The 20,576-nt window shown below is 42.1% G+C and carries 14 protein-coding genes and 2 pseudogenes; 8 read left to right on the forward strand and 8 right to left on the reverse strand.

Annotation, left to right across the window (positions count from 1 at the left end; genetic code table 11):
- Positions 1-16: 16 nt before the first annotated feature.
- A complete protein-coding gene (locus tag BACCELL_RS20135; RefSeq protein WP_007213885.1) occupies positions 17-1,795 on the reverse strand; it encodes a muramidase family protein in 1,779 nt (592 codons plus the stop codon).
- Positions 1,796-1,893: 98 nt separating this feature from the next.
- Here BACCELL_RS20135 and BACCELL_RS20140 point away from each other — a divergent pair, with 98 nt between their 5' ends.
- The 4 genes and pseudogenes from BACCELL_RS20140 (at position 1,894) to BACCELL_RS20155 (ending at position 7,663) form a co-directional block, all read left to right on the forward strand.
- The gene (locus BACCELL_RS20140) at positions 1,894-2,685 is read left to right on the forward strand and encodes a T9SS type B sorting domain-containing protein (RefSeq protein ID WP_236100821.1); all 792 of its coding nucleotides are present in this window, start codon (positions 1,894-1,896) and stop codon (positions 2,683-2,685) included.
- Positions 2,686-5,515 (forward strand): annotated as a pseudogene (gene uvrA, locus BACCELL_RS20145) (excinuclease ABC subunit UvrA).
- Between the two features lie 3 nt (positions 5,516-5,518).
- Positions 5,519-5,998, forward strand: a complete 480-nt coding sequence (gene ybaK, locus BACCELL_RS20150) for a Cys-tRNA(Pro) deacylase (RefSeq protein WP_007213889.1) — start codon at positions 5,519-5,521, stop codon at positions 5,996-5,998.
- A 93-nt stretch (positions 5,999-6,091) separates the two neighbouring features.
- Complete coding sequence (locus BACCELL_RS20155; protein ID WP_007213890.1) at positions 6,092-7,663, forward strand: peptide MFS transporter; 1,572 nt, start codon at positions 6,092-6,094, stop codon at positions 7,661-7,663.
- An 81-nt stretch (positions 7,664-7,744) separates the two neighbouring features.
- Here the strand turns inward: BACCELL_RS20155 and BACCELL_RS20160 are convergent, their stop codons facing one another.
- Positions 7,745-8,245 carry a GNAT family N-acetyltransferase gene (locus BACCELL_RS20160; protein WP_007213891.1) on the reverse strand — a complete coding sequence of 167 codons (501 nt, stop codon included), beginning with the start codon at positions 8,243-8,245 and terminating at the stop codon, positions 7,745-7,747.
- A gap of 246 nt (positions 8,246-8,491) precedes the next feature.
- Here BACCELL_RS20160 and BACCELL_RS20165 point away from each other — a divergent pair, with 246 nt between their 5' ends.
- The 3 genes from BACCELL_RS20165 to BACCELL_RS20175 all read left to right on the forward strand — a co-directional run bounded on the left by BACCELL_RS20165 (position 8,492) and on the right by BACCELL_RS20175 (position 11,148).
- Positions 8,492-8,818: a PadR family transcriptional regulator gene (locus BACCELL_RS20165; protein WP_007213892.1), complete on the forward strand. Its 327-nt coding sequence runs from the start codon at positions 8,492-8,494 to the stop codon at positions 8,816-8,818.
- 52 nt (positions 8,819-8,870) lie between these two features.
- Positions 8,871-9,992, forward strand: coding sequence for a PspC domain-containing protein (locus tag BACCELL_RS20170; protein ID WP_007213893.1), 1,122 nt, complete (start codon positions 8,871-8,873; stop codon positions 9,990-9,992).
- A gap of 88 nt (positions 9,993-10,080) precedes the next feature.
- A complete protein-coding gene (locus tag BACCELL_RS20175; RefSeq protein WP_081450837.1) occupies positions 10,081-11,148 on the forward strand; it encodes an acyltransferase family protein in 1,068 nt (355 codons plus the stop codon).
- Between the two features lie 57 nt (positions 11,149-11,205).
- On the opposite strand, the gene BACCELL_RS20180 is transcribed toward BACCELL_RS20175, so the two are convergent.
- The 6 genes from BACCELL_RS20180 to BACCELL_RS20205 all read right to left on the reverse strand — a co-directional run bounded on the left by BACCELL_RS20180 (position 11,206) and on the right by BACCELL_RS20205 (position 19,516).
- Positions 11,206-11,991 carry an N-acetylmuramoyl-L-alanine amidase-like domain-containing protein gene (locus BACCELL_RS20180; RefSeq protein ID WP_007213895.1) on the reverse strand — a complete coding sequence of 262 codons (786 nt, stop codon included), beginning with the start codon at positions 11,989-11,991 and terminating at the stop codon, positions 11,206-11,208.
- Positions 11,992-12,079: 88 nt separating this feature from the next.
- Positions 12,080-15,295: a glycoside hydrolase family 2 TIM barrel-domain containing protein gene (locus tag BACCELL_RS20185; RefSeq protein WP_007213896.1), complete on the reverse strand. Its 3,216-nt coding sequence runs from the start codon at positions 15,293-15,295 to the stop codon at positions 12,080-12,082.
- A 15-nt stretch (positions 15,296-15,310) separates the two neighbouring features.
- Complete coding sequence (locus tag BACCELL_RS20190) at positions 15,311-16,180, reverse strand: alpha/beta hydrolase (RefSeq protein WP_007213897.1); 870 nt, start codon at positions 16,178-16,180, stop codon at positions 15,311-15,313.
- Positions 16,181-16,190: 10 nt separating this feature from the next.
- The gene (locus tag BACCELL_RS20195) at positions 16,191-18,182 is read right to left on the reverse strand and encodes an OPT family oligopeptide transporter (RefSeq protein ID WP_007213898.1); all 1,992 of its coding nucleotides are present in this window, start codon (positions 18,180-18,182) and stop codon (positions 16,191-16,193) included.
- A gap of 135 nt (positions 18,183-18,317) precedes the next feature.
- Positions 18,318-18,713: a DUF1573 domain-containing protein gene (locus BACCELL_RS20200; RefSeq protein WP_007213899.1), complete on the reverse strand. Its 396-nt coding sequence runs from the start codon at positions 18,711-18,713 to the stop codon at positions 18,318-18,320.
- Positions 18,714-18,805: 92 nt separating this feature from the next.
- The gene (locus tag BACCELL_RS20205) at positions 18,806-19,516 is read right to left on the reverse strand and encodes a precorrin-2 C(20)-methyltransferase (RefSeq protein WP_007213900.1); all 711 of its coding nucleotides are present in this window, start codon (positions 19,514-19,516) and stop codon (positions 18,806-18,808) included.
- An 860-nt stretch (positions 19,517-20,376) separates the two neighbouring features.
- Between BACCELL_RS20205 and BACCELL_RS27805 the strand changes: the two are divergent.
- Positions 20,377-20,466, forward strand: a pseudogene (locus BACCELL_RS27805) (mobilization protein); the annotation flags it as partial.
- Positions 20,467-20,576 lie beyond the last annotated feature (110 nt).

Genomic DNA, 20,576 nt, shown 5'->3' on the forward strand with positions numbered 1-20,576 from the left:
TTTAAAACTTCTGTAATCAATCATAATCCAGTTTTACCAACTCATAATTCTTGGTGAAATGTACAAAGAATACTTTCTTGTTGATGAATCCACCCCAATTGTTTACACGTTGGAATTTGAATCCGGTCTGGATAGGTACCAGATCCATGCGTTGCATGTTCTTTTCTAATTCAGAACCATAACGCGACAGACCTTTCAGGAAGAAATAGCCGGTATCGAAGCCCAACATTCCGAATTTGGGATAGCGTTCGTCCATTTCCTTACCATACCATCTGCGATAACTCTTTGTGAAATTGATGGCGGCAGGTAACAGGTTGTTGGTATAGAATGATGAATAGAAGTAAGTATCCAGTTCGAAGAATGCTTCCAAGTGATCTTTTGTATAAGTTTGCCATTCCGGATAACCGAACAAATGAATATTGCTTTCCGGATTATCGCGAACCAACAAAGTCAATTGGGGAAGTATCTTTATCAAAGTCATGTTGTTTCCCGAAGTGGGAATGAATATATTTTCCCGGTCGGTACGTAATACAGTTTTCAGAGATTCTACCGTTGCATCCTCTTTCAATGATTTCATAGGAATGGAACGGTTTTTCAGTTCATCTTTCAGACCTTTGATAAATTCTACTTTATCTTTTGTGCCCGTGCTGGCTTCTATAAAGATTACGTTAGCATTTGGGAACTGACGTACAAAGTGATCGTACACTTCAGAATAAAGGTATGATTGAGGAGTATTAATCTGATAAATGGATGGGTTGCGGAATACGTTGTTGTCTTTGGAGGTAAATGGTACTACCAGGCGGATATCATTCTTCTGTGCAAAATCTGCCAAAGGTTTGACTTGCTGCTGGTGTAACGGACCAAAGATAATATCCATATCTTTCATTTCTTTTTTGGAAAGAATGGGGTTCAGAGACGCATTCTCAGGACCTGAGTTGTAAGTGTATAGATCAATGGAAACTCCACTGCGTTTCAAACTGTCTACAGCTATGAGGAATCCTTCGTAGTACTCTACCATGCGTGCTGCTTCACTTTTGGAAACATCCAGGAAAGGAAGGATAAGAGCGGCTTTGATAGTGCTGAAGCGTTCTGTTTCTTTTTTATTTTCGCTGAATAATTCACTGTTGCTGGGTGCTACCTGTGGTTGCGCGGGTTTCTCTACTTGTGCGGTAGGATAAGGAATACATAAGAAAGTACCTTTTTTAATCTTATCTTCACCTTGCAATTCAGGGTTGGCAGCTATTAATTCTGCCTCTGAGATGCCATATTCACGACTGATGCTGTATACGGTTTCTTTCCGTTTTACCTTGTGCATATCCCGGCAACGTGATTGTACGGGGCCTTGGATAGTGGGGATGGCAGCTTCTGTAACATTTTCAGTGGTGACTACATCGGCTTCGCTGGCAGAAGGTATGCGTATTACCTGTCCGATGCGGAAGTTTTCCGCACTCAGTCCGGGATTGGCATCACAAATGGCTTTGGCAGATACACCGTACTTGACGGTTAGCCGATAGAGCGTTTCACCTTGTGCTATGGTGTGAAAGGTCTCTGTCTGAGTATTGGCAGCTGTCCGTGGAATACGGAGAGTGCGTCCTACGAATATTTTTTCATCACTTCCTGGATTTAACTTTACGATGTCCGACTGTGTGACACCATACATACTGGATATGGAATAAAGGCTTTGGCCTTTTTCAATGGTATGCAGAAAATATGACTGGTTCTCTTGCGCAATTGCACCGAGACTGCATGCGCCGGCAAGCAGCAAGGAGCAGAAAATCCGGTTAATCGTTCTCATTCGATATCGTTGGTTTACGTTTACAATTTCCCAAAGTAGCTGCAAAGGTAAGAATTTTGCCTAAAATTAACGAAAGGAATGCGTTAAGAAATAATATTGTGCATTTTAAAACTGAAAAATCCCATGTATCCGCTGATATTCGCTTGGAAACCGTTATTTTTGCAGGTATTATGCGATGCGGATTGTTTTCATATATCGGTTGTGCAGCAATGTTGCTGCTTGGATATTTACCGGTGTGGGCTGACGGGGGAAAGACAGAACTGTTGGATATGTCTCCCGTGGCAATCTTGCTTTCTGAAAACGGAACAATTCCTGAAGAGAAAGTTACCATTTCGCCAGATGATACATATACCGGTGCTGCTCCTCTTGAATTCCGATTCGTGTGGAGAGACGAAGATTCCGGAGGAGAATCGGACGAAACGGTAAATCTGCGTTATGAGTGGAATTTTTCTCGCGACGCTGCTTTCAACGATATCTTTCTGACACGTTTTGATGCTGAAACTATTTATAGTTTTCAGGAGTCAGGTATGTTTTATGTTCGTCTGATTATAACGGATATTGAGACGGAAGAAACGAATATTTCCGGTACTTTTATGATCCGCATTACTGAATCGGAACTTAAAGTGCCGAATGCTTTTTCGCCTAATGGCGACGGAGTGAATGATGTGTTTCGTGTAAAGCACAAGTCGCTGGTTCGCTTCAATGCGTATATTTTCAATCGTTGGGGACAAGAACTTTACCGCTGGGGATTACAGAATATTGATGCAGGATGGGACGGTACTGCGCATGGAAAGAATGTTCCTGAAGGTGTTTATTTTATAGTGGTAGAAGCGGAGGGAGCAGATGGAGTTAATTACAAGATTAAAAGTGATATTAATATATTAAGATAAATGACAGAAGAAACAGAATACATCAATGTATATGGTGCGCGCGTGCACAATCTAAAAAATATCGATGCAGAAATTCCCCGTAACAGTCTTACCGTTATTACGGGACTGAGCGGAAGCGGTAAGTCATCCTTGGCATTCGATACGTATTTTTGCCGAAGGACAACGTCGGTATATCGAAACCTTTTCTGCGTATGCCCGTAATTTCCTGGGAAATCTGGAGCGTCCCGATGTCGATAAGATTACGGGATTGAGTCCGGTAATTTCTATTGAACAAAAAACGACGAATAAGAATCCCCGTTCTACAGTCGGCACAACAACGGAAATTTATGATTATTTACGTTTGCTTTATGCACGTGCCGGTATTGCTTATTCTTATCTTTCGGGTGAAAGAATGGTAAAATACACTGAAGAGCAAATTCTTGATTTGATCCTGAATGATTATAAAGGCAAGAAAATTTATATTCTGGCTCCATTAGTCCGTACTCGTAAGGGACATTATAAAGAACTGTTCGAACAGGTGCGTAAGAAAGGGTATCTCTATGTTCGTGTAGACGGTGAAATCAGGGAGGCATTACCCGGCATGAAGTTGGACCGTTATAAGAACCATGATATCGAGGTAGTTATCGATAAACTGATTGTGACGGACAAAGATGATGTCCGTCTGAAAAACAGTGTGGCTACCGCTATGCAGCAAGGTGACGGTTTGTTAATGATACTTGATTTACAGTCCGAAAATGTGCGCCATTATAGCAAGCGGTTGATGTGTCCCGTTACAGGCTTGTCCTACCGTGAGCCGGCACCCCACAATTTTTCATTCAACTCTCCGCAAGGTGCTTGCCCTAAATGTAAGGGATTGGGAGTTGTGAATCAGATTGATGTGGAAAAAGTGATTCCGGATCGGGAACTTTCTATATACGAAGGAGCTGTCATTCCATTAGGTAAGTACAAGAATAGCATGATTTTCTGGCAGATTGCCGCTTTATTGGAAAAATATGAAGCTACCTTGAAGACTCCTGTTAAGGAGTTGCCAGATGAAGCCATTGATGAAATTCTCTACGGTTCGGATGAGCGTATTAAGATTAAAAGCTCTCTTATCGGCACTTCCTCCGATTACTTTGTAACGTTTGAGGGAGTAGTGAAGTATATTCAGATGTTACAGGAAAAGGATGCTTCCGCTACTGCGCAAAAGTGGGCGGAACAGTTTGCTAAAACTACTGTATGCCCTGAATGTAAAGGGGCAAGATTGAATAAAGAAGCCCTTCATTTCCGTATCCATGATAAGAATATCTATGAACTGTCTTGTATGGATATCAATGAGCTTTACGACTGGCTGATGAATGTCGATCAGTATCTGGATAATAAACAGAAACAAATTGCTGTCGAAATATTGAAAGAAATCCGCACCCGTTTGAAATTTCTGTTGGATGTGGGACTGGATTACCTTGCTCTTGACCGTGGTTCTGTAACCCTTTCCGGTGGTGAGAGCCAGCGTATCCGTTTGGCTACTCAAATCGGTTCGCAATTGGTAAATGTACTTTATATTCTTGATGAGCCGAGTATTGGCTTGCATCAGCGGGATAATCAGCGGCTTATTCATTCTCTGAAGGAGCTGAGGGATATCGGTAACTCTGTCATTGTTGTGGAGCATGATAAGGATATGATGATGGCTGCCGATTATGTGATTGATATGGGTCCGAAAGCCGGGCGCTTGGGTGGTGAGGTTGTTTTTGCAGGAACTCCGAAGGAAATGTTGGAGACGCATACATTGACATCGCAATATCTTAATGGTGAACGTGAGATAGAAATACCCCAAAAACGTCGTGAAGGTAATGGGCATAGCCTTTGGTTGCGTGGTGCACGGGGGAATAACCTGAAAGGGGTGGATGTGGAATTTCCTCTTGGTAAGTTGATCTGTGTCACCGGTGTATCCGGTAGCGGAAAATCTACGCTTATCAACGAAACATTACAACCTATTCTTTCGCAGAAGTTCTATCGCTCGCTTCAGGATCCCCTGGAATACGATAGCATTGAGGGATTGGAAAACATCGATAAGGTAGTAAATGTGGATCAGTCTCCGCTGGGACGTACACCGCGTTCTAATCCGGCCACTTATACGGGAGTCTTTTCTGATATTCGTAATTTGTTTGTAGGATTACCGGAAGCCAAAATACGCGGGTATAAACCGGGGCGCTTCTCCTTTAATGTGAGTGGCGGACGTTGTGAAGCGTGCCAGGGAAATGGTTACAAAACTATTGAAATGAACTTCCTGCCCGATGTATATGTACCCTGTGAAGTCTGTCATGGTAAACGCTATAATCGTGAGACATTGGAAGTGCGCTTCAAGGGAAAATCTATTGCTGATGTACTGGATATGACCATTAACCGTGCGGTGGAGTTCTTTGAAAATGTGCCGCAGATTCTGAATAAGATTAAGGTGATACAGGAAGTCGGTCTGGGATATATAAAGTTGGGGCAATCTTCCACCACACTTTCCGGTGGTGAAAGCCAACGTGTAAAATTGGCTACGGAACTTTCCAAGCGAGATACGGGAAAAACCCTTTATATCCTTGATGAGCCTACTACCGGACTTCACTTTGAGGACATTCGTGTACTGATGAATGTACTTAATAAACTGGTGGACAAAGGTAACACAGTGATTGTCATCGAGCACAATCTGGATGTTATCAAGATGGCTGATTATATCATCGATATGGGTCCTGACGGTGGTAAGGGTGGGGGGCAACTCCTCAGCTGCGGCACACCGGAAGAAGTGGCGAAAAGTAAGAAGGGATATACTCCTAAATTCCTGAAAGAAGAATTAAAAGGATAAATTATGAAGATCAATAAAACAAATGCGGCAAGGCTTTTGGACAAGGCCAAAATTGCATACGAACTGATTCCCTATGAAGTGGATGAAAATGATTTGAGTGCTATTCATGTGGCTGATAGCTTGGGGGAGAATATCGAGCAGGTATTCAAGACCCTTGTACTGCATGGTGACAAGAATGGTCATTTTGTTTGTGTCATTCCTGGCGAACATGAAGTGGACCTGAAGCTGGCTGCTAAGGCTTCCGGTAATAAGAAGTGTGATCTTATTCCGATGAAAGAATTACTTCCTTTGACGGGATATATTCGTGGGGGATGTACTCCTATCGGCATGAAGAAACCTTTTCCTACATACATTCATGAATCTTGTCTCAATTATCCTTATATCTACATAAGTGCAGGTCAGCGTGGCCTGCAGCTTAAACTTGATCCAAATGATTTAATTAAGGAGGTTCATGCTGAAGTTTGCATCCTTTTTCATGACTAATTTCACTTTTTTACAGGTTATTTCAGCAAAATGTATATATTTGCATTTAATAAACGAAAATCAATCTAATTACTAATTTAAAAACTTATATCTATGTTCAACAAACATCCTAAAGGTCTGGTCGCCGCAGCACTCGCCAATATGGGCGAACGTTTCGGATTTTACATTATGATGGCAGTCCTTACTCTGTTTATCTCAGCGAAATTCGGTTTGTCCGAAACTGTGACCGGATATATTTATTCTGCTTTTTATGCATCAATTTATATATTGGCATTGGCAGGCGGTCTGATTGCGGATAAAACTAAAAACTTTAAAGGTACTATTTTGGCAGGCTTGGTCTTAATGGCTGTCGGTTATTTGATAATAGCCATACCCACTCCTACGCCTGTTCCCAGTATGGCACTTTATTTAACCTTAACCTGCTTCGGACTTTTAGTTATTGCTTTTGGTAATGGTTTATTCAAAGGAAACCTTCAGGCATTGGTAGGACAGATGTACGATAATCCTGTATATTCTAATTTGCGTGATGCTGGTTTCCAGATTTTCTATATGTTCATTAATATCGGTGGCTTTTTTGCTCCTTTCATTGCTATTGGCGTAAGAAACTGGTGGTTGAAAGTGAATAACTTTGATTATGATGCAACGTTACCTGAACTTTGTCATCAATATATAAATCACATTGATTCAGGAGCTGAGATGCCGGCTCAGGCTATGGAAAATTTGACAACTCTTTCTAATAGTGTGATTCTGGATGGACAAGCTGTAACAGATCTTCATGCTTTTGCAAACAGTTACCTGGATGTTTTCAATCGTGGTTTCCAATATGCATTTATGGCTGCTATTGTTGCGATGTTGATTTCTTTGGTAATCTATATTATCAATAAGAATCGTTTCCCAGACCCAGCACAGAAAGCTGTAGCAACTAAGGGTAATAATCAAGCTGTTAGCAAAGAGGAAATAACAATGAGTGCAACTGAAATCAAACAGCGCATTTATGCTTTGTTTGCAGTGTTTGGAGTTGTAATCTTCTTCTGGCTGTCTTTCCATCAGAATGGTTATTCGCTGACTTATTTTGCAAGAGACTATGTTGATTTGAGTGTTATTAATATTGATTTGGGCTTTACACAAATAAAAGGTGCTGAGATATTCCAAAGTGTTAATCCGTTCTTTGTGGTCTTCCTGACGCCATTTATTATGTGGTTATTCGGCTCATTGAAGAAAAAAGGCAAAGAACCTTCTACTCCTATGAAGATTGCTATTGGTATGGGGATCGCTGCATTAGCTTATGTGTTCCTGACAGTATTCTCATTCACTTTGCCGACTAAAGAAGTATTAGGTACAATGTCTGCTGCTGAAGTAAGTGCCATTCGTGTCACTCCTTGGGTTATGGTAGGTTTGTATTTTATCTTGACGGTTGCCGAATTGTTTATTTCCCCACTGGGATTATCATTCGTATCTAAGGTAGCTCCACCGCATTTGCAAGGCTTAATGCAGGGTTGTTGGTTGGCTGCAACAGCTGTCGGTAATTCATTGCTGTTTATTGGTGGTATTCTGTATACTACTGTTCCAATGTGGGCTTGCTGGCTGGTGTTCGTAGGTGCTACGGGTGCATCCATGATTGTTATGCTCTCTATGGTGAAATGGCTGGAACGTGTGGCAAAATAGTGATAGAATAATATAAAAAGTTAAAGGCTGCGCAAGGTTCTCTTTTGAACTGCGCAGCCTTTAATTTTTTATTTTCAATTTTTAATTGATCTCCAGCCCCATTATAAAGTCATTCATATAATATCCGTTTCCTATCGGAAAATCCCCTTCCCTCAATTTCTTCATTCCCATACGTTCATAGAAATTCAGCGCTTTATTGTTACGGTTCACATTCAACTCCATCAGGCATGGACTAGGATGCACTTCCTTGATATATTTGACGGCTTCATGGAATAAGAAGCTACCGCAATGTAATCCTTGAAAGGAGGGGAGTACATATATTTTCTGTAAGTGAAATAGATCTTCACCTTGTTGTTGCACAGATACATAACCACACACTTCTTTGTCCTTGTATCCAATGAAATAGACATGTCCTTCTTCTTCCATTTGCTTGCGGATGTTCTCTATGGAGTACATCCATTCCATCATGTAATCGTTTTGCTCCGGTGAAAGGATTTCCTTATAGGTTTCCGGAAATATCTGCCATGCAAGTTTATGAATCAGCTCACAATCGGCTGTAGTTGCTTTTCTGATAGTTAACATAGTTCGTTGTATTTACAGTTTGGTCGCAAAGATACATTTTTCTCTTATATGTTATTCTCCCCCTTGGTGCTTTATTAATAAGGTGTGAATAGATAATAGTGTTAATTAAATAAAATACAAGGTACTTTGTATTGCATAGTACTAAGATAATACATATATTTGTGTCATACAAATAAAGGCTCTATTTCAATCAGTTGCTATCTTTGCTGTAAAATAGAAAATTGTCGAATCGTAAACCAATAAGAGATGGACGTAAATAATGTAAAGTCGCAAATGCGTAAGGGCATGTTAGAGTATTGCATCATGCTACTGCTTCACAAAGAACCGGCCTACGCTTCGGATATCATCCAGAAACTAAAGGAAGCCAAGCTGATCGTAGTGGAAGGAACGCTTTACCCGCTGCTCACTCGTCTGAAGAATGACGATTTATTAAGTTACGAATGGATAGAGTCCACACAAGGACCACCACGTAAATATTACAAGCTCACTCCGAAAGGGGAAGTTTTTCTTGGAGAGTTGGAAATCTCCTGGCGTGAGTTGAATGAAACAGTGAATCATATAGCCAACTATTAGATTCAAGATATTAAAAACCTCGTATCAGTATAAATTTTAAAAACAAATAGCAATGAAAAAGACATTAACAGTAAATTTGGGCGGAACTGTTTTCCACATTGATGAAGACGCCTATCGCCTTTTGGATAACTATCTATGCAATCTGAAACTGCACTTTAGAAGACAAGCCGGTGCTGACGAGATTGTAAATGATATCGAACTTCGCATCTCTGAACTTTTTTTAGAGAAGCTGACTGCTGGCTCTCAGGTGATCACTATAACTGATGTAGAAGAAGTAATCAATCGTATGGGGAAACCTGAAGAGATGGAAACAGGGACTGAGGAGAATGCTGCTTCCGGTTCCGGAAATACGAAGGGCGCCTCCGGTGAAGGTTATGGTTCCGGTTCCTGGAATAGTGATAATAATTCTTCTTATACTTCAACCCGTCGCCGTTTGTATCGCAATCCGGACGATAAAATGCTGGGTGGCGTGATAGGGGGACTTAGTGTTTATTTAGGTTGGGATTCCACTTGGTTCCGTTTGGTTCTTGTTTTTTGCGCAATCTTTGGTTTCAAGTTCTTGATCCCTATCTATATCATTTGCTGGATAGTGATTCCCGAAGCTCGTACGGCGGCTGAAAAGTTGAACATGCGTGGTGAAGCTGTTACGGTAGAGAACATTGGAAAGACTGTAACTGATGGTTTTGAGAGAGTTACAAATAATGTAAACGATTATATGAAGTCTGATAAACCTCGTACTTCTATGCAAAGGACCGGTGATACGTTGTTAATGATTGTCGGTTGGTTCCTGAAGATTTGTCTGATTATTGTGGCTATCATTTGCAGTCCGGTACTGTTTGTTTTCGGTATTGTATTTGTGGCTTTGCTCTTTGCCGCTATTGCAGTTGCTATTGGTGGTGGTGCAGCGTTGATGTCTTGGTTCCCGGCTATTGATTTTGTATTACCTACATCTCCTTTGTCAGCCATCGTACTATATATTGCAGGTATCCTCGTAGTGGGTATTCCTCTGGTTAGCCTTGTTTTCGCAATCTTCCGTCCGGTGTTCAATTGGCAACCTATGGTTTCCGGGTTGAAGTGGACATTGCTTATTCTGTGGATTGTTAGTGCTACCATTTTCTTTATCTGCTATACCATGCAAGGATTTACATTCCCGGAATTGCTGATGCGAGGGTAACAGATTGTTATTTTAGTTTTTCTGGGGGCTTGGAGATATTTTCAAGACTATCTCCAAGCTATTTTTATTAATCATAAATATAAATACTATGAATCGGACGCGTTTTTATTATCTTGACTTATTACGGGTTTTCCTTACTATGCTGGTGTTCTATCATCATTCTGCGGTTGCTTTCGGAGCTTCCGGTGGATGGTATTACATATCGAAGGAAACAACTACCGGCCTAACTCAAGGCTTGCTCTCAGCATCTATGGGCATTGACCAATCCTATTTTATGAGTCTTTTCTTTTTTATCTCTGCCTATCTGATGCCCTTTTCTTTTGATCGTAAAGGAATGAAATCTTTTATATGCGATCGTCTCAACCGTTTGGGTATTCCTCTTTTGATTTATAGTTTTCTAGTCAATCCTCTATTAATATATTGGATATACGGTGTATGGGGTAGACCGGGTTTTGGACCGATGTGGTTTGTATTTACACTGTTGATTTTTGAATTGAGTTACGCTGTTTATCGCCATTTTTGTACAAAGCGGTTGGTACTGAAGTGGAAATATCCTGCAATAATGGGTATTCTTCTATTTATGCTAATGACGGGTGCCGCAGCATTCCTCATTCGGCTTTATGTTCCTGTAGGAAGTGAAGTTTTAGGATTGCAGCTGGGGTTCTTTCCTTTATATATAGGTATGTATTTGTTGGGAATTGTGGCGCATCGTAATCACTGGTTGGATAAAATCTGTGTGAAGAATGCACTTCCCTGGTTTCTTATAGCAATTCTTTGTGGCATTCCTTCTTTATTGATTGTAATGAGTAGTTTTTCAGAACAGATGGATTTATTCTCGGGTGGATGGAATTTGCAGGCTTTATTTTATGCCCTTTGGGAACCTGTTATGTGTGTGGGTATTTGCTATTTTCTGTTAGCATACGGGAAGGCTCATTGGAACAAACCGATGCCTTTGGTCCAGAAATTGTCCACTGATAGTTACGCGGCTTATTTTATTCATCCGGTTGTTGTGGTAGGTTGTATATTTGTTATGGAACTTTTGCCGGTCTCTCCATTGATGCGATTGGCATTGGTTTGTGTGGTGGGCATTCCGTGTTGTTTTATTGCGGCAAGAGGAGTGAGGTTAGTGCTGGGAACGGTTGGCGTGAAGATGTAACAAAAAAAAGGGAGTTCGAAAAATTCGGAACTCCCTTTGTGTATAATCATCTCTGATTTATTTCTTCATCCTTAGTACTCTGATTCCTGTCCAGTTATCATTATTCTGTAGCATTTGTCCTAAAGCCACTTTGGAAACCACCACTTTCTTTTCTTTAGAAGAAGCATGCAGCAGACTCAGTTTGCCGTTTACATAGAAAGCAATACCCATATGAGCCACATCCAATCCCGGAGTATTCGTTGTAATAGCAATGATATCACCATTCTTTATCCAAGGCAGACCATTAAACGGTAGCTTATCTTTGGGAACATAATGAAATTCCTGACCACTCAATGACTTCTCGATCTCTTTCATTTTTGCTACATTCTCCGGAGAATTACTCAGCTGCTTGTACAGTTCCGGATGAGAAGACATGTAAGAAAGAGAAACTTTCTGGGTATATGGGCTGTAAGCTGTTGTTACGTCTTCCAGGAAACCGTTACGGATACCATTGTTTACCCAGTCTGCAATGTAGTGCAGGCGTGAAGGATAACCGTTGATTTTTCCATCACGGTAGCGGATTTTTTGCAAATTGGTAGCAAAATCGCCTTCAGCTACCTGTCCGTCTTCGGTAGGAGAGAGGGCCATAGCAAGAGTATATTCTACAAAGGTGGTGCAGTCTACTTCATCACAATTGATGATAAGTTCTTCTTCGCCATCGGTAACTTCCAACGTATGTGCTACGTAAGGAATATCCAGAAAATTTATTCCATTGTTCAGCATGGCGTTGTCTTTTTCATCTGTCTGAGCACTGACAGTAGCTACACAAAGCGCACTGAACAGGAGGGTAATCATTGTTTTCATTGTTCTTTCGTTTATTAATATAAATAAAAAAGGATGTCGCAAAAGTACGACATCCTTTTCATAAATCCTTAATTTGGACAGATTAAATTTAATATTGATAGATTAAATTTTTGTAATCCGCCTTTTTGTCAAATGGTACGATGGAGAAGCCGTATTCAATGGCATTTTCTACACCTGGACGAATCAGATACGGTTCGTGTGCTATAGCTCCCCAACTGTTATCACCACCTACACCCATCATACGATAGTCGATAAACATATCTACCTGTTTTACAGGTTGTGGGTCGGTGAGGTGACGATGATTCGTTTCGTTGGTACGTGGAGCACCATTGTCGATGGTTTCGCCGCTATCCAGACTTCCAAGCAGATAGTTGGAAGCATTCAGTTCAAACGTACGGTCGGCAATGAAGAGTAAACCGGCTTTTTGTTTAGTGGTGAGTGCACACCAGTAAATATCCGTACGATGCTCATTTTCTTGCGGACGGATGTACGGTTCGTACAAGTCCTTTATCGGAGTAGTATATTCTCCGATAAACTGGGAAGTGCGACGATCACGATAGTTCTCTTCCGGACCACGGCCGTAGTAAGTAAGGTCGTTTAATATTTCCGATAATTGCATGCGCAAACCTACACGGGGTATCATCGGAGTTTCCGTACCTTCGGCTACAAAGCGATTATCCACTTTGATAATACCATTGGCAAATACCTTATAGGTAATTTCCCACTGCGCATCTACCTGCGGAAAACGATAGGTAACCTTTACAATGGACTTGTCACCATCTTTAGAAACATTGAATGATTCTGCCTTAGGTGTCTGGTAACTGGCCTCGCGCCATGCTTTCAGACGAGTGGGAAGTTTTGCTCCGTAATCATTATCGGTAGGTGCACGCCAGAAGAAAGGCTGCGGGCCCTGGCCGTTATGGATATACTCTTGTTTCTTATAGATATAAGAGGTCAGCAAGCCGCTTTGTTTATCAAATGTAGCCTTGAAATCATCACCGCTGAAAACAACCTGTGAAAAGACTTCATCTACTTTCGCGGGATCCATGCGTACCACTTCTTTCTTAAAGAACGGATGAACATAAGTTTGTTCACGTGCGATTACCGTACCAACCGGTAAGAAAGGTTCTGCATTACGTATGGTTGCATAGAACTCGATGCGTACATCTCCCGTAGTATTCTTTTCTTTAGGAATACCTTGCAGGAATGCACTGGTAGCTGTCTTACCCGGAGCAGCATTGATATTGTCCATCTGACCTTTATAAATCTCTTTTCCATGATCGCGAACGACATAGTGGAAATCATATTTATTCAGATCAGTAAATGAGAAGTCATTGCGTATCTGCACCGTGCAGGTTTGCGGATCGAACTTAATGAATTTAATGTTCTGATAAACCTTACCCATTTCAATAGTCTGGGGCTTTATACTGCGGTCGGGATAAACTACACCATTGATACAGAAGTTGCCATCGGAAGGAGTTCCGGTATCGCCATAGTCACCACCATAATTCCAGTATTTGCGTCCGTCGCTGGTCTTGGCGGCAAAGCCTTGATCTACCCAGTCCCAGATGCAACCACCTTGCAATATCGGATATTTCTCAATCACATCCCAATAATCCTGGAAGTTGCCAAGACTGTTACCCATAGCATGAGCATATTCACACAGGATAAGCGGACGAGTCATTTCCTTATTCTGGGCATACTTTTCAATAGATTGCGGAGAAGAGTACATCGGACAGTAAATATCCGTATTCCATTCTAATCCGGCACGTTCGTACTGAATAGGACGGCTATCGAGCATCTTCAGCGTATTATAAGTAACGTAGAAGTTCAGTCCGTTTCCGGCTTCGTTACCCAATGACCAGATGATTACAGACGGATGATTCTTATCGCGTTCGTACATATTCATGGTACGGTCGAGGTGAGCATTCATGAATAACGGATTGTTACCCAAAGTACCACCTACATTGAGGTTATAACCCATACCGTGGCTTTCAATATTTGCTTCATCAATTACGTACATGCCATATTGGTCGCAAAGTTCGTAGAAGCGTTCCTGTTGCGGGTAGTGGCAAGTACGTACGGTGTTCACATTATACTTTTTCCAGAGTTCGAAATCCTTAATCATAAGATCTTCCGGAACGTAATGTCCCGTGTATTCATTATGCTCGTGTACATTCACACCTTTTATAAGGATAGGCACGCCATTCACAAGCAGTTGCTTATCCTTAATCTCTATCGTACGGAAACCTACCTTGCAACTGGTAGCTTCTATTACTTCGCCATTGGTGCGCTTCAGGCTGATGACGAGTGTATAAAGATTAGGCGTTTCAGCTGTCCAATGCTTTACACCACGGAGGGTTTTCTTTGTGAATTCTACTTCATTCTGATCACCTTCCACACGGGTAGAGGATTGGGTCACTTGCTGATCCTGATCATCGAGTAAACGATAGGAAACTACATAAGGAGACTTTATATCACTTTCGTTCGTAAGCTTCACTTTCAGTTGCAGGATACCATCCTTGTAATAAGGATCCAGTGGAGTCTCTACCTTGAAGTCTGCAATATGGATTTTGGGCGTGGCATAGAGATAGATATCGCGCTCTATACCGCTGATGCGCCAAAAGTCCTGACATTCCAGATAATTGGCATCCGAGAAACGGTGTACCTGAATGGCAATCATATTCTTGCCTTTTTTTACCATGGCGGTAACGTTGAAGCGGGCAGGAGTTTTAGCATCCTTGCTCATACCTACAAACTTGCCATTCATGTAATAGAAAGCAGCACCGCGCACACCGTCTGCACTGAGGAAGATTTCTTTTCCATCCCAGTCATTACCTACAACGAAATCACGGCGGTACGTGCCTGTCGGATTCCAGTCTTTGGGTACATAAGGCGGATTAGGCTTGTCCCAATAAGGTTCGTAACCCTTAGAACAGAACTCGTAAGGCTGGTTGACGTAGATTGGAGTACCGAAGCCTTGCAATTCCCAGTTACCCGGCACATTGATGTCCGGCCAACGGTTCACCTCAGTACGCACGTTCATGAAGTCTGTGGGACGGTCGGCAAAGTTTTCCACATAGTTGAACTTCCATTTCCCGTTGAGGGATAGGCGGCTGGCTCCGTTCGTCCGGTCGTTGACGATAGCATCTTCTTCGGTGGCATAAGAAGTGAATGTACTCCGGGGAGCCTCCTTGTTGATACTGGTCAACTTCGGATTGGTCAACTGGTCGTAACGGTCTTCCTGTGCCTGAAGGGCGAGGGGTAGTAATACGAGACAGGTGATAAAAGTCAATTTTTTCATGAGTTGATATATTAATTATTTTTTCTCGAATTTCACCCCGTCACGCAACCACTTCTCCAGTTCTTCTGTCCACTGGCGTTTGTAAGTGAAGTTATCGCGGAAGCCCCAGCCATGTCCGCCAATGGGGTAGATGTGCATAGATACGGGAACTTTCTGTTGGTTGAGAGCAAGGAAGTAGCCGATACTATTCATGGGCGGCACAGCGCCATCATCAGCAGAAAGTACGATGAAAGCTTGTGGAGAGCGGGGAGATACACGACGTTCCAGAGAATACGCATCTTCCAGTTCCTTGGTCGGGTTATCACCAAGAAGGTTCTTGCGCGAACCTCCATGAGTAATACCCGGTACCATCGAGATTACCGGATAAAGTAATATCTGAAAGTCCGGACGCGTTTCATCACTACTGTAAAGTGTAGAGAGAGAAGCGGCCAGGTGTCCTCCTGCCGATGCTCCCATAACGCCTACCTGATTCGGATTGATACCCCATTCTTTGGCATGCTGGCGAATAATGCGGATAGCCTGTTCTGCATCTGAGAGGGGTACTTCGCGGTTTCCGTTCGGCATACGATATTTCAGGACGGCATACGTGATTCCCTGTGTGTTGAACCAGGATGCCATGTCATGGCCTTCGTGATTCATTGCCAGGCGGGCATATCCGCCGCCCGGACACATCAAGATAGTCATGCCGTTCGGCTTTGCCGGACGATAAACCGTGATGGTGGGATTAACGACATTGGCCACACGGCCGCCGTTCAAATCTTCCTGATCTCCTGTCAGGCCATTTGTATTAGGAGCACCGTTGGGCCACAAGGGTATCTCAACGGGCTTCTGAGCAGATAGCAGAGTTGACATAAACAGTGCTGTGATAAATAAAATTGTTTTCATTGTATTTCTATTATTTGGTTTTCATCGAAGCCTTGATAAAGTAAATTATCAGCAATGCATAAGCACCCAATGCCAGTACTTCGGACCACGTATTGTTTACCCAGGCATCATTCACCAGGTTGATACCTCCGAAACGCATTGCTGCGCTGACTACGCCCATAAGCGCACCACCGGCAATGAAACCGGATGCCAGCAACGTACCTTTTTCGCCACGTTCTGCATTAAGAGCAGCATCCTTGCTACGGCTGGTTACGTACCAGTTCACAGCACCACCCACAACGAGAGGAATGTTCAGTTGTAACGGAATAAACATACCCAATGCAAATGCCAATGCGGGAATTTTGAATGCATTCAGTACGATAGCAAGTACTGCACCAATGCCGTAAAGCAACCAGGGAGCACCCACGCCATTCATTAACGGTTCAATAACTGCCGCCATCGCATTAGCTTGTGGAGCAGCCAGTTGTCCGCTGGTAAATCCGTATGTCTTATTCAGGATAATCATTACACCACCTACGGTTGCAGCTGAAACAATCGTTCCGAGGAACTTCCAGGCTTCCTGTTTGGCGGGTGTACTACCCAACCAATAACCGATTTTCAAGTCAGTAATGAAACCACCTGCCATAGACAGTGCCGTACACACAACACCACCCATAACCAATGCGGCTACCATTCCCTCCGGACCTTTCAAGCCAACAGATACCATCACTACCGATGCCAGAATCAATGTCATCAGCGTCATGCCGGAAACAGGGTTCGTACCTACGATTGCAATAGCATTGGCAGCCACAGTCGTAAACAGGAAAGCGATACCTGCCACCAACAGAATAGCTACCACAGTATGCAGCAAACTGCCTTGCATCACATCGAAGTAGAAGAATAAGAATACCAGTAACAGCGTTATAATAGAACCGATAGCAATAATCTTCATAGAAATATCGCGCTGAGTACGCTTCATGCTGGCTTCTACATTGGATTTTCCACCCATCTCCTTAGCTGCCAGTCCTACAGCACTCTTGATAATGCCCCACGACTTGATGATACCGATGATACCTGCCATAGCGATACCGCCGATACCGATGCTCTTGGCATAGTAATTGAAAATTTCTTCGGGAGCCATGCTGCCTACGGTAGCCACAATTGACGGATTCCACTGGTTCAGCACGCTGTCACCCCAGATCATGGACATTCCCGGAATGATAATCCACCATACAGCCAGTGAACCGGCACAGATGATAGAAGCATATTTCAGACCTACAATATAGCCCAAACCGAGTACGGCCGCACCTGTATTCACTTTGAATACCAGTTTTGCTTTATCAGCCAACATCTCACCAAAGCCGCATACACGTGTGGTGAAATTTTCGTTCCACCAGCCGAATGTGGCAACGATGAAGTCATATAAACCTCCGATAATACCTGCCAGCAACAACGGTTTGGCCTGGCTTCCGCCTTTTTCGCCCGATACCAGTACCTGTGTGGTAGCTGTTGCTTCGGGGAAAGGATACTTGCCATGCATATCACTTACAAAATATTTACGGAACGGAATGAGGAAGAGAATACCCAACACACCTCCCAGCAGAGAGCTGATGAATACCTGAGTGAAAGTAACTGTGATTTCTTCCGGATAAGTTTCTTGTAGAATGTATAAGGCGGGCAGGGTAAAGATGGCACCTGCCACGATAACGCCGGAACTGGCGCCGATGGATTGGATAATGACATTTTCTCCTAACGCATTCTTACGTTTGGCTGCGCCTGATACGCCCACGGCAATAATTGCAATAGGAATGGCTGCTTCGAACACTTGTCCTACTTTCAATCCCAGATAGGCTGCCGCAGCCGAAAAGAGGATAGCCATAGCGATACCCCATAATACAGACCAAAGGTTAACTTCCGGGTACTTCTTGTCAGGGCTCATCAACGGGTTGTAGACTTCGCCCGGTTTCAGTTCACGGAATGCATTTTCCGGTAGACCGGTCAATTTCTCTTCTTCTTGTTTCATAGTTTCTTAATTGCTTTTATGTTTTATAGTTATTATGTCGTCAATTAATTGTTTATTTTATCCAAATCAGCTTCAAAGAAAGCAAAAAAAAAGGAGAATTGAAAAATTCTCCTTTATTCTTATATATAAAGATGCTTATTTTGCATCTTTCGGTGTCATATCTCCTTCTACAAAGAGTCGCATCATTTCTGTTTTGGCATTCGTGCGCAAAGTGATGGACTTTTTGAAGTGTCCCGGATACTTGCCTGTTCCGTTGTAAGTAATCTTAACGGTTCCGGTTTTGCCCGGCAATACGGGTTCCTGGGTATATTCGGGAACTGTACATCCACAGGAAGCTACGGCTTGATGTATAACCAGCGGAGCATCGCCCACATTGGTGAATGTGAATACACAACTTACTACCGGATCATTTTCAGAAAACGTGCCGAAGTTATGTGAGGTCTTATCAAACTTAATATCAGCTTTCCCCTGTGCCGAAACGTAACCAATGCTCAGTACGAGCATAAACATATACAATGTAAGTCTTTTCATGTCTATAAATCTTTTGTATTACACAGTGGGCAAAGGTAAGGCATTTTTGTGAAAATTAATCCAATGATGTGCGAAATAGTATTAAATGCGCCTCAGAAGGTGCTGTGGCGTATGATTAATAGTGAAAAATAAGGGAAAGAGAGTGCCGAAATCAGCTCTATATCATGCAAGTATTTCTCTTTTTCCGTGCCTATATTCTCGAAATAATGATAGTTATATTCGGGATGGAGATGGATGCAACGGTGAACTTCTTCGGTACATTGAGAAAGTTTCATGATGACAATGGTAGTCTTTTCCTCCATATATTTCTCTATTTCTTCGGCGGTAATGATACCGGGAATGACGGTCAGGCGTTCCTCCTGGCTGGCAATGTGGAGTCCTGCACAAGCACCTGCTGCAATGAAGGCGGGGATACCGGCAATGTGTTGCACAGGAATATTGTCGGCTTGCAGTTTCTCAAAGATATAGTGTATGGAAGAATAGAAACCTGCGTCTCCTTCGGCAACGATACAGACTTTTTTATTTTCTTTATGAAGCAGGGAAGCTTCGTTATACACTTTATCGTAAGCTGCGAAAGCCTGTTCCCGGTTCTTACTCATAGGCAATGCAAAGCGGGAGAGGGTGGTATTTGGAATATCCAGTGCATGCAGTATGTCGGCAGCACGCGAGAATATCCGTCCGTTTGCAGTGCGAGTTTCAGGACAAAAGATACAATCGGCATTTTGCAGGGCTTTCAAGCCTTTCAGGGTGATAAGTTCCGGTTCGCCGGGACCGAGGGATACGAATATGACGGGGTTGGACATTTTGTTAGTGATTAATGGTTAGTGTTTAGTGATAAGCACCCTCATAATAACTTTTATGGGGAGTGCAAAATTGGGGATTTTCTGAATATAAAACAAAATAAAACCCGATTTCTTGTTTATCTATCTTTTCTTGCTTACTAAAGTCAAACGCTCTGATGTAACGGTACTTTTTAATGAACCGAATGCAATAATAGCTTGCTTGCCAAACTGATGCTATCAATATACTTGTCTGTCGATCAATGAAGAAAATGACCTGTACCAGAAAAGGTTAGCATGTAAAGTCTGAAAACTGTTGGAAAAAACGGTTGAAAGACTTGATTTCTCCTTCCTGATGTAGTATATTTGTAGGGCTTTGAAGAGAACATAACTTTAATAGTAAACCTAAAAAACTTAGCAAATGATAAAATCTAATCTTTCTTTTCCGGACTTTGGCGGATATGTATTATTACTGCCGGTTCTCTTACTTTTTGTAATATAATTTTATTGTTTTAGAATTGGGGATATCCGTTCTTGAAATAATAACATACGAAAAACGATAAAGGCGATACTTCCTCATAAGGATTATCGCCTTTTTTGTTTGTATTTATCGCTTTTTGCTTTTAAGTACCCCTTTTACGTTTTTAATAAACGTTGGATACATTCTTTAAAAACGTTCCTGTTATTCTTTAAAAACGCTGTTTATCGTTATTAATAGGGTTGTTGGTTTTGTTGTGATTTATTCTTGATGGTTACAATTTGTTCATCTCTTCTGTTTTCACGGGAATGGTAAATAAAAAACGACGAAAAAAAAGAGAATAATAAGCTGTTTTTGTATACAATTCCTATGATTTTACAATAGAGTGTTTTTAAATTAATGCGGATCAAAGGCAGTTGCGTGGTTTCCCTGTTTCCGTGAAATGCTGTACATGGAAAACCTTTGCCGATTTGTCGGGTTCAGCGCCGAACAGACCGTCTTATTTCATTGAAAAACAATAAAAAGTGGACTCATCACCTCCCATGAATGGCACTTTTTGTATATTTGCAAACTGTTACAAATGTATATGAATAAAAATCAAATACA

The organism is Bacteroides cellulosilyticus DSM 14838 (assembly GCF_000158035.1).
GTDB lineage: Bacteria > Bacteroidota > Bacteroidia > Bacteroidales > Bacteroidaceae > Bacteroides > Bacteroides cellulosilyticus.